General features: G+C 61.5%; 12 protein-coding genes and 1 pseudogene. 5 read left to right on the forward strand and 8 right to left on the reverse strand.

Features of this window, described 5'->3' with window-relative positions; genetic code table 11:
* Positions 1-168 precede the first annotated feature (168 nt).
* The 4 genes and pseudogenes from argB to coaBC all read right to left on the reverse strand — a co-directional run bounded on the left by argB (position 169) and on the right by coaBC (position 4425).
* Positions 169-1074, reverse strand: a complete 906-nt coding sequence (gene argB / locus Q8X51_RS09580) for an acetylglutamate kinase (protein WP_015886532.1) — start codon at positions 1072-1074, stop codon at positions 169-171.
* 18 nt (positions 1075-1092) lie between these two features.
* A pseudogene (locus Q8X51_RS09585) lies at positions 1093-2514 on the reverse strand (phosphomannomutase/phosphoglucomutase); the annotation flags it as partial.
* Positions 2515-2755: 241 nt separating this feature from the next.
* Positions 2756-3211, reverse strand: a complete 456-nt coding sequence (dut, locus tag Q8X51_RS09590; RefSeq protein ID WP_065926712.1) for a dUTP diphosphatase — start codon at positions 3209-3211, stop codon at positions 2756-2758.
* A gap of 5 nt (positions 3212-3216) precedes the next feature.
* Positions 3217-4425: a bifunctional phosphopantothenoylcysteine decarboxylase/phosphopantothenate--cysteine ligase CoaBC gene (coaBC, locus tag Q8X51_RS09595; protein WP_027608291.1), complete on the reverse strand. Its 1209-nt coding sequence runs from the start codon at positions 4423-4425 to the stop codon at positions 3217-3219.
* 143 nt (positions 4426-4568) lie between these two features.
* Here coaBC and radC point away from each other — a divergent pair, with 143 nt between their 5' ends.
* Complete coding sequence (radC, locus tag Q8X51_RS09600; RefSeq protein ID WP_407693713.1) at positions 4569-5243, forward strand: RadC family protein; 675 nt, start codon at positions 4569-4571, stop codon at positions 5241-5243.
* A gap of 28 nt (positions 5244-5271) precedes the next feature.
* Here radC and Q8X51_RS09605 read toward each other — a convergent pair whose 3' ends face one another.
* Positions 5272-6864: an ABC transporter substrate-binding protein gene (locus Q8X51_RS09605; protein ID WP_065926710.1), complete on the reverse strand. Its 1593-nt coding sequence runs from the start codon at positions 6862-6864 to the stop codon at positions 5272-5274.
* Positions 6865-7322: 458 nt separating this feature from the next.
* Between Q8X51_RS09605 and rpmB the strand changes: the two genes are divergently transcribed.
* On the forward strand, positions 7323-7556 hold the full coding sequence (gene rpmB, locus Q8X51_RS09610) for a 50S ribosomal protein L28 (protein ID WP_003176907.1): 234 nt from the start codon (positions 7323-7325) through the stop codon (positions 7554-7556).
* Positions 7557-7567: 11 nt separating this feature from the next.
* The gene (rpmG, locus tag Q8X51_RS09615; RefSeq protein ID WP_003176906.1) at positions 7568-7723 is read left to right on the forward strand and encodes a 50S ribosomal protein L33; all 156 of its coding nucleotides are present in this window, start codon (positions 7568-7570) and stop codon (positions 7721-7723) included.
* A gap of 71 nt (positions 7724-7794) precedes the next feature.
* Here the strand turns inward: rpmG and Q8X51_RS09620 are convergent, their stop codons facing one another.
* Positions 7795-8157 (reverse strand): cupin domain-containing protein, encoded by a 363-nt coding sequence (locus Q8X51_RS09620; protein ID WP_027608294.1) that lies wholly within the window; start codon positions 8155-8157, stop codon positions 7795-7797.
* Between the two features lie 230 nt (positions 8158-8387).
* On the opposite strand from Q8X51_RS09620, the gene Q8X51_RS09625 reads away from it, so the two are divergent.
* Both Q8X51_RS09625 and Q8X51_RS09630 read left to right on the forward strand, forming a co-directional pair.
* Positions 8388-9881 carry an aldehyde dehydrogenase gene (locus Q8X51_RS09625; RefSeq protein WP_027608295.1) on the forward strand — a complete coding sequence of 498 codons (1494 nt, stop codon included), beginning with the start codon at positions 8388-8390 and terminating at the stop codon, positions 9879-9881.
* 148 nt (positions 9882-10029) lie between these two features.
* Positions 10030-11172, forward strand: coding sequence for an MFS transporter (locus tag Q8X51_RS09630; protein WP_323146133.1), 1143 nt, complete (start codon positions 10030-10032; stop codon positions 11170-11172).
* 12 nt (positions 11173-11184) lie between these two features.
* Here Q8X51_RS09630 and Q8X51_RS09635 read toward each other — a convergent pair whose 3' ends face one another.
* Both Q8X51_RS09635 and Q8X51_RS09640 read right to left on the reverse strand, forming a co-directional pair.
* Positions 11185-12750, reverse strand: coding sequence for a phospholipase D family protein (locus tag Q8X51_RS09635; protein ID WP_065926708.1), 1566 nt, complete (start codon positions 12748-12750; stop codon positions 11185-11187).
* 62 nt (positions 12751-12812) lie between these two features.
* Positions 12813-14237, reverse strand: a complete 1425-nt coding sequence (locus tag Q8X51_RS09640; RefSeq protein ID WP_407693712.1) for an aminotransferase-like domain-containing protein — start codon at positions 14235-14237, stop codon at positions 12813-12815.
* Between the last annotated feature and the right edge of the window lie 51 nt (positions 14238-14288).

The following is a 14288-nucleotide window of genomic DNA, read 5'->3' on the forward strand; positions in this document are numbered from 1 at the left end:
CATTAATACTGAAAGACTTCAGCGGCGTTTTCGTGATCATCGTTGTAGGCTGTGTTTCCATTGTGCATAAAAAACCGCAGATTCTACTTTGCCTGACGAATATTCCGTACATGGGTACGTATTGTCGTAGGCGCCGTAAGAAACTGCGGTTTTTTGGTGCTTTGTAAATCAGGGACGCTTGCGGTTACTGATCAGCGTGCCCACACCCGTATCGGTGAAGATTTCCAGCAGGATTGCATTCGGTACACGACCATCCAGGATCAGCGAGCTGCCGACGCCGCCTTGCACCGCTTCCAGCGCGCAACGGATCTTCGGCAGCATGCCGCCGTAGATGGTGCCGTCGGCGATCAGTTCGTCCACTTGTTGAGTGGTCAAACCGGTCAGCACCTTGCCTTCCTTGTCCATCAGGCCGGCAATGTTGGTCAGCAGCATCAGCTTTTCAGCCTTCAATGCTTCGGCCACCTTGCCCGCCACCAGGTCGGCGTTGATGTTGTAGGACTCACCGTTGGCACCCACGCCGATCGGCGCGATCACCGGGATGAAGTCGCCCTTGACCAGCAGGTTCAGCAGGTCGGTGTTGATGCCGATCACTTCGCCTACCTGGCCGATATCGATGATTTCCGGCTGGGTCATTTCCGGCGTCTGACGGGTAACGGTCAGTTTTTTCGCGCGGATCAGCTCGGCGTCCTTGCCGGTCAGGCCAATGGCGCTGCCGCCATGACGGTTGATCAGGTTGACGATGTCTTTGTTCACCTGGCCGCCGAGGACCATCTCCACCACGTCCATGGTCTGCGCGTCAGTGACGCGCATGCCATCGATGAAGTGACTCTCGATCGACAAGCGCTTGAGCAGGTCGCCGATCTGCGGGCCGCCGCCGTGGACCACCACGGGGTTGATTCCCACGGCTTTCATCAACACGATGTCGCGGGCAAAGCCGGTTTTCAGCTCGTCGCTTTCCATGGCATTGCCGCCGTACTTGATCACCAGCGTCTTGCCGACGTAGCGTCGAATATAAGGCAACGCTTCGGACAGGACCTTGGCGGTGTTGGCAGCGGCTTCGCGTTCGAGGGTCATTCAGGGCTCCGGTAAAAATCAGAACGGTAATTGGAGATCAGGGGCAACACGTTTCAACTGGGCGTGGAACACGTCCTTGATGCGCTGCAACTCAGCCTCGGTATCCGCCTCGAAACGCAGCACCAGCACCGGTGTGGTGTTGGACGCGCGAACCAGGCCCCAGCCCTTGGCGTAATCGACTCGCACACCATCAATGGTGGTCAGGTGGGCGCCTTCACCCCATTGCGCATCGTGCAGTGCGTCAATGATGCTGAATTTGCTCTCCTCGGTCACATGGATATTGATCTCTGGCGTAGAAATATCATTCGGGAAGGTCTGAAACAGCGAATCGCAGGTGGATTTTTCCTTGCTGAGGATCTCCAGCAGACGGGCGGCGCTGTAAATGCCGTCGTCAAACCCGAACCAGCGCTCCTTGAAGAACACGTGGCCGCTCATTTCGCCGGCCAACAGCGCGCCGGTTTCCTTCATTTTCTTTTTGATCAACGAGTGACCGGTCTTCCACATTAGCGGACGGCCACCATATTCCTTGATCAGCGGGGTGAGGCGGCGGGTGCACTTCACGTCGAAAATGATCTCGGCACCCGGGTTGCGCGCCACCACATCGCGGGCGAACAGCATCAGCAGGCGGTCCGGGAATACGATCTCGCCGGTTTCGGTCACTACGCCTACACGGTCGCCGTCGCCGTCAAAGGCCAGGCCGACGTCAGCACCGGTTTCCTTGACCTTGGCGATCAGGTCCACCAGGTTTTCCGGTTTGCCTGGGTCCGGGTGGTGGTTGGGGAAGTTGCCGTCGACTTCGCAGAACAGCGGGATCACTTCGCAGTTCAAGGCTTCGAGCAGCTGCGGGGCGATCACGCCGGCCGCGCCGTTGCCGCAGTCCACCACCACTTTGAGGCGGCGTGCGAGTTTGACGTCGCCGGTGATTTCATCAGAGTAGCGCTGCAGGATGTCAACTTTGGTGATGCTGCCTTTGCCGCTGGTCAGGTCGTTGGTCTTCAGGCGGGTGTGCAGGGCCTGGATCTGTTCGTTGGCCAGGGTGTCGCCGGCGATGACGATCTTGAAGCCGTTGTAGTCCGACGGGTTATGGCTGCCGGTCAGCATTACCCCGGATTTGCCGGCCAGTACATTGGCGGCGTAGTACAGCGCGGGAGTGGGCACCAGGCCCACATCGCTGACATGGCAGCCGCTGTCGGCCAGGCCCTGGATCAGTTGTTCCACCAGTTCCGGACCGGACAGGCGACCGTCACGACCGACCGAGACGTTCGGCTCGTCCTGGGCCAGGCTCTGGGAACCAATGGCGCGGCCAATCCAGTAGGCGGTTTCGGCGGTCAGGGTCTTGGGGACTACGCCACGAATGTCATAGGCGCGAAAGATGCTGTCGGGGAATGTCGGGGCTACTCGGGCTGCGGTACTCATCGCGGGGGGAAACTCCATCTCAAGGGGGGCAAGGCTGGCCTTAATGTGGCTGACCGGCAGGCTCAAACTGAAGGGTATGACGGTGTTTTCGGCAGAGAGTTCGTGGTGCAAAAGTGCCATCGGAGCTTGGCCCCTGTCTTTATTCCTGCGTAATGCATTGATTTCAAATGGGAAATCTCGCTGATAAAGTCCGCGCATTCTTCATCCTGAAAAGCCTTGCGGGGGCATCGAGCCGGGCAAAAGCGCCCGGCCAGGTTCAGCGTAGTCAGTGACTGCCGGAATGCCCAAAACCGCCTGCGCCGCGTTGGGTTTCGTCGAAATCCTGCACCAGTTCGAAGCGCGCCTGCACCACCGGCACCAGTACAAGCTGGGCAATGCGCTCGCCGACAACGATGTTGAACGCCGTCTGGCCACGATTCCAGCACGACACCATCAACTCGCCTTGGTAGTCCGAGTCGATCAGGCCTACCAGGTTACCCAGCACGATACCGTGTTTGTGGCCCAGGCCGGAGCGCGGCAGGATCAGCGCGGCCAGGCCCGGGTCGCCGACGTAGATCGACAGGCCGGTGGGAATCAGGACGGTCTGGCCCGGTTCAAGGACGGTGTCTTGCTTGAGCATGGCGCGCAGGTCCAGGCCGGCGGAACCTGGGGTGGCGTAGGCCGGCAGCGGGAATTCGGTGCCGATGCGGGGGTCGAGGATCTTGGCTTGCAAAGCGTGCATGGAAATTAAACCTGGTTCAGCCGTTGGGCGATAAAAGAGATCAGTTGGCGGGCAATCTTGCCTTTGCTGGTCTGGGCGAAAAGAGTGGCGTGCAGCTCGCGGTCGATCACGCTGCAGGCGTTTTCCTCGCTGTTGAAGCCGATGCTCGGGTTGGCGACATCATTGGCAACGATCAGGTCGAGGTTTTTGTCTTTCAGTTTGCGTGCGGCGTAGTCCAGCAGGTGCTCGGTCTCGGCGGCAAAGCCGACACTGAACGGGCGGTCCGGACGCGTGGCGATTGTGGCCAGGATGTCCGGGTTGCGCACCATTTGCAGGAGCAGCCCGTCACCGCTCGTAGGGTCTTTCTTGAGCTTTTGCGGGGCGACGACTTCAGGGCGGTAGTCTGCAACCGCTGCCGAAGCGATAAACAGGTCACAGGGAATGGCGGCCTCACAGGCGGCCAGCATGTCCCGGGCGCTGACTACGTCGATTCGCGTGACGCGATCGGGGGTCGGCAAGTGCACCGGACCGGTGATCAGGGTAACGCGTGCGCCTGCCTCGACCGCGGCTTCCGCCAAGGCAAAGCCCATTTTTCCTGAGCTATGGTTGGTGATGTAGCGTACCGGGTCGATGTTTTCCTGGGTCGGGCCGGCCGTAATCAGCACGTGCCGGCCGGTCAGGGCCAGGTGCTGGAAGCATTCGGCGGCGCACAATGCCAGGTCGGTGGCTTCGAGCATGCGGCCCATGCCGACATCGCCGCAGGCCTGGCTGCCGGAGGCCGGGCCGAACACCTTGAGGCCACGACTTTGCAGGAGCTGGGTGTTGGCCTGGGTCGCCGGGTCGCGCCACATGGCCTGATTCATGGCCGGGGCGATGGCGACGGTGGCGTCGGTGGCCAGTACCAGGGTGGTCAGCAGGTCATCGGCAATGCCTTGCGCCAGGCGCGCAATCAGGTCGGCGGTGGCTGGGGCGATCAGTACCAGGTCGGCCCACTTGGCAAGTTCGATATGACCCATGGCGGCTTCGGCTGCCGGGTCCAGCAGGTCCAGGTGAACCGGGTGTCCGGACAAGGCCTGCATGGTCAGCGGAGTAATGAACTCACTGCCGCCGCGGGTCATGACCACGCGCACTTCAGCGCCCTGGTCGAGAAGCCTGCGGACCAGCTCTGCGCTCTTGTAGGCGGCAATGCCGCCGCCGACGCCGAGAACGATGCGTTTCCGATACAGACGCTGCATTGGTTTGCCTTTCCAGTTCAGTGAAGCCAGTTCAGTGACGCCTGCGATGCCCCCTCCCCAGGTGAAATCGCACGCAAAAAAGAGGGCCTACGATAACACAGCGCCCGCCCCGCAACAGCGGCGCACATGCACAGGGAGGTGGAATGAGTATTCGTGATTGGCCGGCGGCAGAGCGGCCGCGAGAGAAGCTTTTGGAGTGGGGTGCTGCGAGTCTGTCCGATGCTGAATTGCTGGCGATCTTCCTGCGCACCGGGGTAACCGGCAGGAGCGCGGTGGACCTGGCGCGCCATCTGCTGGCGCAATTTGGCGGTTTGCGCCCGCTGCTGGAAGCCAGCCAGGCGGTGTTCAGCCAGCAATTGGGCTTGGGGCCGGCGAAGTTTGCGCAGTTGCAGGCGGTACTGGAAATCTCCCGGCGCCATATGGCCGAACGCCTGCGCAGCGATTCGGTGCTGGAAAGCCCGGTGGCCGTGCGCAATTACCTCAAGTCGCTGTTGCGCCATGAGCCCCATGAAGTTTTCGGCTGCCTGTTTCTCGATTCAAAGCATCGGGTGCTGGGGTTCGAAGTGTTGTCCGAGGGGACCATCGACGCTGCCGTGGTCTACCCGCGGCAAGTGGTCAAGCGCGCCCTGGCCTATAACGCGGCGGCGTTGATTCTGTGTCACAACCATCCTTCCGGGAGCGTGGAGCCCAGCGCGGCTGATCGAAAATTGACCAAGCTGCTGCAAAAGGCCCTGGAAGTGGTGGATGTGCGGGTACTGGATCACATCATCGTGGGGGACGGTGATCCGTTGTCGATGGCGGAATATGGCTGGATGTAAGCCCGCCCCCTGGGGGCGGGCCTGGTTCTCAGGGCTTGACGCTGACCTTCGAGAAATCCTGGCGCCCGAACGGGCTCACCTGGTAGCCCTCGACGCTCTTGCGCGCCAGGGCGAACGCTGTCGGGTGCGCCAGCGGCAACCACAGCGCCTGTTGCTGGATCTGCGCCTGGGCCTGCTGGTACAGCTTGCTGCGTACACCTTGTTCGCTGGTGGTCTTGCCGGCGCTGATCAGCTTGTCCAGCGTCGGGTCACAGTAGCGGGCGAAGTTGGTGCCGGATTTAACCGCCGCGCAGGAAAACTGTGGGGTCAGGAAGTTATCCGGGTCGCCGTTGTCGCCGGCCCAGCCCATGAACAGCAGGTCGTGTTCACCCGCTTTGGCGCGGCGAATCAGCTCGCCCCATTCGATCACGCGGATCTCGGCCTGGATGCCCACCTTGGCCAGGTCCGCCTGCAGCAGTTGCGCGCCGAGGTTCGGGTTAGGGTTCAGCAGGCTGCCGGTGGGGCGCGTCCAGAGGGTGGTCTTGAAGCCGTCCTTGAGGCCGGCACGGTCCAGCAAGGCCTTGGCCTTGGCGAGGTCCTGTGGATAACCCGGCAAGTCTTTGGCGTAGCTCCAGGTATTGGGCGGGTACGGGCCGTTGGCGGCTTCGGCGGTGCCTTCAAACACCGCCTTGAGGTAGCTGCCCTTGTCGAAGGCCAGGTTAATGGCCTGGCGCACCTCGGGCTTGTCCAACGGTGGGTGCTGGCTGTTGATGGCCACGAATGCGGTCATGAATGCTGCGGTTTTTTCTACCTTGAGTGCGGGGTCCTTTTCGGCCTCGCCCACATCCAGGGGCTTGGGCGACAGGGCGATCTGGCATTCGTTGCGATGCAGTTTCTGCAGGCGCACGTTGGCGTCCGGGGTAATGGCGAAGATCAAGTTATCCACAGCCGGTTTGCCGGCAAAATAGTCCGGGTTGGCCTTGTAGCGCACCACGGCATCTTTCTGGAAACGGCTGAAGATGAACGGCCCGGTGCCGATCGGCTGGCTGTTGAGCTTCTCCGGCGTGCCGGCCTTGAGCAGTTTGTCGGCGTATTCCGCCGGGTAGATCGAGGCAAAGCCCATGCTCAGGGCTGCGAGGAAGGTGGAGTCGGCGTGATCGAGGGTAAAGCGCACGGTCAGCGGGTCGAGGGCATCGATCTTCTTGACCAGCGTTGGCAATTGCAGGGACTGGGCGTGGGGGAAGCCGCTCTGGGCGATCTTGTGCCACGGGTTGGCCGGGTCGAGCATGCGTTCGAAGCTGAAGCGCACGTCTTCGGCGGTCAGGGTGCGGCTTGGGGTGAAATACTCGGTGCGATGGAATTTCACGTCCGGGTGCAGCTTGAAGGTATAGGTCAGGCCATCCGGCGAGACGTCCCAGCTGTCAGCCAGGCTGGGCACCAGTTTGCCGCTGGCCGCGTCGTAGTCCACCAGGCGGTTCATCAGCACATCGGCCGAGGCGTTGGTGGTGGTCAGCGAGTTGTATTGCACCACATCGAACCCTTCGGGGCTGGCCTCGGTGCAGACGCTCAAGTTGCTGGCGGCAGAGGCCAGCGGCGCGATAAATAGAGGGGCTAGCAATAGCGGTAGGGCAGCGAGGCGCATGTTCGGTTTCCTTTGCAGATCGAAGGCCCATCTGCGAGTGCAGTCTGGAAAAGCCCTACCGTAGTGGTCTGGTTGATAAATGACTAGCCCATTTTTGCCTGTGCTTTTGCTTCAAATACTGTTTTGATGGCACCCCAGCGCGTTTCGCTGTGCGCTTTATTGCGCGCGCGAGTGCTGTAAATCATTCTGTGCGACGAGCGGTCGGTTGTTACAGCGGCCCCTCCTGGCAACGGTTCGGGCGTCTGTCGCCGAGATTTACGCCGGTAAAAATACACGGGCTGTTGTTGCACATGGGTCTTTCTGGTATAAAGCAGCGCTCTTTTCTAGGGGCCCGGTTCCTTCGCTTGTAGGTGTAGCCGGTAAGACCCTAAAGAAACGCGGCGCCTGGCGCCAAATGACTGAGAGATTAAGCGGCCAACCCATGCCGGGTTGGGCATGTGGTTTTAGAGGGCTGAGGCATGTCGAGAGTCTGTCAAGTTACCGGTAAGGGTCCGGTGACTGGGAATAACATTTCCCACGCAAATAACAAAACCCGTCGTCGTTTCCTGCCGAACCTGCAGCATCACCGCTTCTGGGTTGAAGAAGAGAAACGTTTTGTTCGCCTGCGTGTATCTGCCAAAGGCATGCGTATTATCGACAAGCGTGGCATCACTGTCGTGCTGGCCGAAATCCGCGCCGCTGGCAAGATCTAAGGAGCTCTATCATGCGTGAATTGATTCGAATGATCTCTAGCGCCGGTACTGGTCACTTCTACACTACCGACAAGAACAAGCGTACTACCCCGGACAAGCTCGAAAAGAAAATGTTCGACCCGCGCGTTCGCAAGCACGTGATCTACAAAGAAGGCAAAATCAAGTAATTGATTTTCCTCCTTGTGAAAAAAAGCCCGTATCTCACGATACGGGCTTTTTTTTGCGTCGGATTTACTGATCAGGCCTTCTGCTCGAACACCACATAGATCTTGCGGCACGGCTCCAGCACTTCCCAGGTGCCGCTAAAGCCGGCGGGGATCACGAAGCGGTCGCCGGCACGCAAGGTCTTCGCATTGCCCTCGGCGTCGCGCAATACAGAGACGCCCTGCACGATCTCGCAATACTCATGCTCGCTGTAGTTGACCTGCCACTGCCCGACCTCACCTTCCCAGACACCGGCGTTCATCTGGCCGCACGGGCTGTTGTAATGGTTGTACACCGTTTGTTCGGGATCGCCCTTGAGGATTTTTTCTGCGGCAGGGCGGTAGCGGTCTGGGGCGGTGTTGGCCTGGCTGAAGTCGACGATGTCCTGGATGCTCATGTGCGTGTCCCGTCTGGCCTGCGGTTGGAGAGCCCAAAGTCTATGTTTATTAAAATGAACATCGCAAGGGCGTTTACCGCGGTTATGTCAAATATATTGAAACATCCCTGGCCGCTGGTTTAGGGTGGCAGCTGCCTTTGAGCCGAACAGCTGGCTGGCGGGCAAGCATTCTTTGAGGCTGCCGGGGGACATCGCCTGGCCCTTGTATTCAATAAGAGGAGGACACTCGCATGACCACCCTGACCCGTGCCGACTGGGAACAACGCGCCAAGGATCTGAAGATCGAAGGCCGCGCCTACATCAATGGCGAATACACCGCTGCTGTTTCCGGCGACACCTTCGAATGCATCAGCCCGGTCGATGGTCGCCTGCTGACCAGTGTTGCCAGTTGTGACGCCGCCGATGCCCAGCGCGCCGTAGAAAATGCCCGCGCCACCTTCAATTCCGGTGTCTGGTCGCGCCTCGCGCCGGCCAAACGCAAAGCCACCATGATCCGTTTCGCCGCGCTGCTCAAGGCCAATGCCGAAGAACTGGCGCTGCTCGAAACCCTGGACATGGGCAAGCCGATCAGTGACTCCCTGAACATTGACGTACCCGGCGCGGCAAATGCCCTGAGCTGGAGCGGCGAGGCAATCGACAAGATCTACGACGAAGTCGCAGCCACCCCGCACGATCAGTTGGGTCTGGTGACCCGCGAGCCGGTCGGCGTGGTGGGTGCCATCGTGCCGTGGAACTTCCCGCTGATGATGGCCTGCTGGAAACTCGGCCCGGCGCTGTCCACCGGTAACTCGGTGATCCTCAAGCCGTCCGAAAAATCTCCACTCACCGCCATCCGCATCGCGGCCCTGGCCGTTGAAGCCGGTATTCCGAAAGGCGTGTTCAACGTGCTGCCGGGCTACGGCCACACCGTCGGCAATGCGCTGGCGCTGCACATGGACGTCGACACACTGGTGTTCACCGGTTCGACCAAGATCGCCAAGCAACTGTTGATCCGCTCCGGCGAATCGAACATGAAGCGTGTATGGCTGGAAGCCGGCGGCAAGAGCCCGAACATCGTTTTTGCCGATGCTCCGAACCTGCAAGCCGCTGCCGAATCCGCTGCCAGCGCCATCGCCTTCAACCAGGGTGAAGTCTGCACTGCCGGTTCGCGCCTGCTGGTGGAACGTTCGATCAAGGACACCTTCCTGCCGCTGGTGATAGAGGCCCTCAAGGGCTGGAAGCCCGGCAACCCGCTGGACCCGGCGACCAACGTCGGTGCCCTGGTGGACACCCAGCAGATGAACACCGTGCTGTCGTACATCGAAGCCGGCCACACTGACGGCGCCAAGTTGGTGGCGGGTGGCAAGCGCATCCTGGAAGAGACGGGCGGCACCTACGTCGAGCCGACGATTTTCGACGGTGTAACCAACGCCATGAGAATCGCCCAGGAAGAGATCTTCGGCCCGGTGCTGTCGGTGATCACCTTTGACGGCGCCGAGGAAGCGATCAAGATCGCCAACGACACCCAATACGGCCTCGCCGCTGCGGTGTGGACGTCGGACATTTCCAAGGCGCACCTCACCGCCAAGGCTCTGCGTGCCGGTAGCGTGTGGGTCAACCAATACGACGGCGGCGACATGACCGCACCGTTTGGCGGCTTCAAGCAGTCGGGTAATGGTCGCGACAAGTCGCTGCATGCGTTCGACAAGTACACCGAGCTGAAGGCGACCTGGATCAAGCTGTAAGCAACACCGCAGGCAAATGTGGGAGGGGGCTTGCCCCCGATAGCAGTGTGTCAGGCACTAACAGTGCTCAATGATCCACCGCAATCGGGAGCAAGCCCCCTCCCACACTGTTTTGTGTGAACCCATGATTATCCACAGGAGCGTGGCAATGCGTTGGGCGACCTATTTCGCCGTCCTGGCCTCGGTGCTCAGTGTCGGCCTGGCCCTGGGCGTCAGCATGCCGCTGGTCTCCCTGCGCCTTGAGGGCTGGGGCTACGGCAGTTTCGCTATTGGCGTTATGGCCGCCATGCCGGCCTTTGGCGTATTGCTCGGCGCCAAGGTCTCCAGCCGTCTGGCCGCCTGGCTCGGCACCGCGAATCTCATGCGTCTGTGCCTGTGGGCTGGCGCGGTGTCCATCGGTTTGCTGGCCATTCTGCCCAGCTACCCGATATGGCTGGCGTTGCGCCTGATGATCGGGGTGATCCTGACCATCGTGTTTATCCTCGGTGAAAGCTGGATCAACCAGTTGGTGGTGGAGCAGTGGCGTGGCCGGCTGGTGGCGCTGTATGGCTGCAGTTATGCCTTGAGCCAGCTCTCGGGCCCGTTGCTGCTGGGCCTGATCGGTACCGACCATGACTATGGTTTCTGGGTCGGCGTTGGCCTGCTGGTGGTGGCTCCGTTGGCATTGCTGGGTCGCTCTGGTGCGCCCAGTGCCGAATCGTTCAGCGTGACCTTCGCGGACCTGTGGCGCTTCTGCCTGAGCCTGCCGGCGATTGCCTGGGCGGTGGCGCTGTTCGCCGCGTTTGAGGCGATGATCCTGACGCTGCTGCCGGTGTATTGCCTGCAACAGGGCTTCACTGCCGAAATTGCCCTGGCGATGGTCAGCACGGTAGTGGTCGGTGACGCGCTGCTGCAACTGCCCATCGGTGCGCTGGCGGATTATCTGCCACGACGCACGCTGTTTTTGAGTTGCGCACTGCTGTTGCTGGCATCGAGCCTGGCGGTTCCGTTGCTGATGCACACGCTGCTGATCTGGCCAATATGGGTGCTGTTCGGCGCCAGTGCCGGCGGGTTGTTCACGTTGTCGCTGATCCTGATCGGCGAGCGTTATCGTGACGATGCGCTGGTGCGTGCCAATGCCCACATCGCGCAGTTGTGGGGCATCGGTTGCCTGATCGGCCCGCTGGTAGCCGGCGCCGGCAGCCAATGGATCAGCGGGCACGCGCTGCCGTGGCTGATGGCGGGCGGGGCATTGGGCTTGGTGGTGCTGTTGCTGCGCCAAGGCGCATTCGGTGCTGCTCAGCCGGCTTGATCCTCGCTGTTCCTAGAGCATGCGTTCCAGGCCGACCGAGGTGGCGAACCAGGCATTGAACCGTCGCCACCAACTGCCCGGTTCACGGGTCAGGGTGTGCAGTTGGCCGTTGTCCTCGGTCACCCATACCACGTTGCCGTCCTGCAGTTTCGCCTCGTAGCTCAGGGCCGGCGCCATGCCTTGCAGGGCGAGATTGCGCACGTGTTCCGCCAGTTCGGGGCTGTCCACCAGCACGCCGACCTCGGTGTTCCACAGCACGGAGCGCGGGTCGAAATTGAAAGAGCCGACAAACGATTTTTGCCGATCAAAGATCATCGCCTTGCTGTGCAGGCTCGAGTCCGAGCCGCGGAACGTGCCTCGACGAAACAGGTGCGGGCCGCTGCCGCCGCCGTCACCCGGTTGGCGGCGTAGCTCGTAGAGTTTTACCCCGTGCTCCAGCAGCGCCTTGCGGTACGGTGCATAGCCGCCATGTACGGCAGGCACGTCGGTGGCTTCAAGAGAGTTGGTCAACAAGCTCACCGATACGCCTGCGTCGGCGCGCCCCGTCAGGTACACCAGCCCGGGCTGTCCCGGCACGAAGTACGCCGAGATCATCATCAGTTCATGGTTGACGCCTTCCAGCTCCGGGGCCAGTTGCGTGGTCAGCAGCAGGTGCGGGTCCGGGTCGGCCTTGGACAGCACCTTGCTGGGTGCGTCCCACAACGCCTGGTTCCAGGCCCAGATCAGTTCGCGGCGCCAGATGTCCATGCGCGGCTGGGTCTGGTAGGTGCGCAGGCGCGCGTACAGCGCGTGCTTCTGCTGGCGCGATTCGGCCAGCGACGCCTCCAGGCTCAGGCGCGCGGCGGCCAGGTCACCTTTGGAGGGCGTATTGGAGACGAAATCATCAATGGGTTTGCTCAGGGCGCTGTTCCAGTACTGATCGAAACTGTGCCCGAGTTGCTCGGCCACCGGCCCCACGCTGAGCATGTCGATATCGGTGAAGTTCAGGTTGGGCTCGGCGTCGAAATACTCATCCCCCAGGTTGCGCCCACCGACGATGGCCACGCTGTTGTCCGCCAGCCACAGCTTGTTGTGCATGCGCCGGTGTTGCAGCGACAGGTTGAACAGGCGGCCCATGGCGCGCGTCACACCGGTGCTGCGTCCCAGGTGCAGGGGGTTGAACAGGCGAATCTCGATCTTGGGGTGGGCGGCGAGGGTGGCGATGATCTGGTCGAGGCCGTCGCTGGTGGTGTCATCCAGCAGGATGCGCACGCGCACGCCACGGTCGGCGGCCTTGAGCAGTTCATCCACCAGCATCCGCGTGCTGATGCCGTCGTGGACGATGTAGTACTGCAGGTCAAGGCTGGTCTGGGCATTGCGGATCAGCTCGGCGCGGGCCATGAAGGCTTCGCTGCTGTTGGGCAGCAGGCGAAAACCTGAACGGCCCTGGTAAGGCGCGGCCTGGGCCTGGATCGAGCGGCCGAACGACGATTGGGCGGCCGGCAGGGCATCGCTGGGTATGCGCGGGGTACTCACCGTGGCGCAGCCGCTCAGGGCCAGGGCTCCCAGCAGGAAAAACGGTAAAAGCCGTCGAATCATCAAGGGAGTCGTGTCCAGGTCAGGGCGGTTGTCGACATATGACGGCGATTTCTTGCGAAAGGTCAGTCCACCGTTTCGGCCAGCATCTTGATCGCGGCAGCGCCGACTTTGCGCACGGCCTCTTCAATCTGGGCGGTAGGCTTGGCAGCGTAGTTCATGCGCAGGCAGTTACGGTACTTGCCCGACGCGGAAAAGATGCTTCCCACAGCCACCTGTACGCCTTGTTCCACCAGTGCGCGGTTGAGCTTGAGGGTGTCGAAGCCTTCCGGCAGTTCTATCCACAGCATGAAGCTGCCTTGTGGGCGGCTGGCGCGGGTGCCGGCAGGGAAGTAGCGGCTGACCCAGTCGAGCATCAGGTCGCGATTACGCTGGTATTGTGTGCGCATCCGTCGCAAATGCGGTTCGAAATGACCCCCTTTGAGAAGCTCGGCAATTGCGATCTGCGGCTGCGTGGCGGTGGAGCCGGTGCTGATGTACTTCATGTGCAGTACCCGCTCCAGGTACCGGCCCGGAGCGACCCAACCAATGCGCAGGCCTGGCGCCAGGGTCTTGGAGAACGAACTGCACAGCAGCACACGACCGTCTTCGTCGAAGGATTTGATGGTGCGCGGGCGTGGGTAGCTGTAGGCCAGTTCGCCATACACATCGTCTTCGATGATCGCGACGTCAAAGCGCTGGGCCAGGGTCAGCAATGCGCGTTTGCGCGCTTCCGGCATGATGTAGCCCAGCGGGTTATTGCAGTTGGGGGTCAGCTGGATGACCTTGATCGGCCACTGTTCCAGTGCCAGTTCCAGGGCTTCGAGGCTGATGCCGGTGATCGGGTCGGTGGGGATTTCCAGGGCTTTCATGCCCAGGCCCTTGAGGGTCTGCATGGCCCCGTGGAAGCTGGGCGAGTCCACCGCGACGATATCGCCCGGCTCGCAGATGGCGTGGATGCTGGCGGACAGCGCCTCGTGGCAGCCGGTGGTAATCACGATGTCCTCGGCCGTCAGTTGGCAGCCGGAATCCAATGACAGCCGGGCGATTTGCTCGCGTAGTTCCATACAGCCGAGAATATTGTCGTAATACAGCCCCGGCAGATCCTGGCGCCGGCTGACGCGGGCCAGGCTGCGCAGCAGGGGTTTGAGGGTGGGTGACAATACGTCCGGCATGCCGCGGCCCATCTGTATGACGTCTTTGCGCGGAACGGCGCGAATCAGTTCCAGCACCAGATCCCACTGGGAGATTTCCACCGGGCGCTGGGCCGGGCGGCCGACCTCGGGCAGCGCCGGCAACTCCCGGCCCACCGGTACAAAGTACCCAGACTTGGGCTTGGGCGTCGCCAGGCCATTGTCTTCCAGCAACCGATACGCCTGCTGCACGGTGCTCAGGCTGACCCCGTGCTCCACGCTCAAGGCGCGTACGGACGGCAGTCGATCACCAGGGCGATAGAACCCCTGTTCGATGCGTGTGCCCAGCAATTCGGCGAGGTTGACGTAAAGCGTCATGGCGGTCGCTCCCAGGGGACCAGTACAGATAGGGGGAAAATACAGGATTCA

It is taken from the genome of Pseudomonas sp. Yb2C2 (genome assembly GCF_052112325.1).
Classification (GTDB): Bacteria; Pseudomonadota; Gammaproteobacteria; order Pseudomonadales; family Pseudomonadaceae; genus Aquipseudomonas; species Aquipseudomonas marginalis.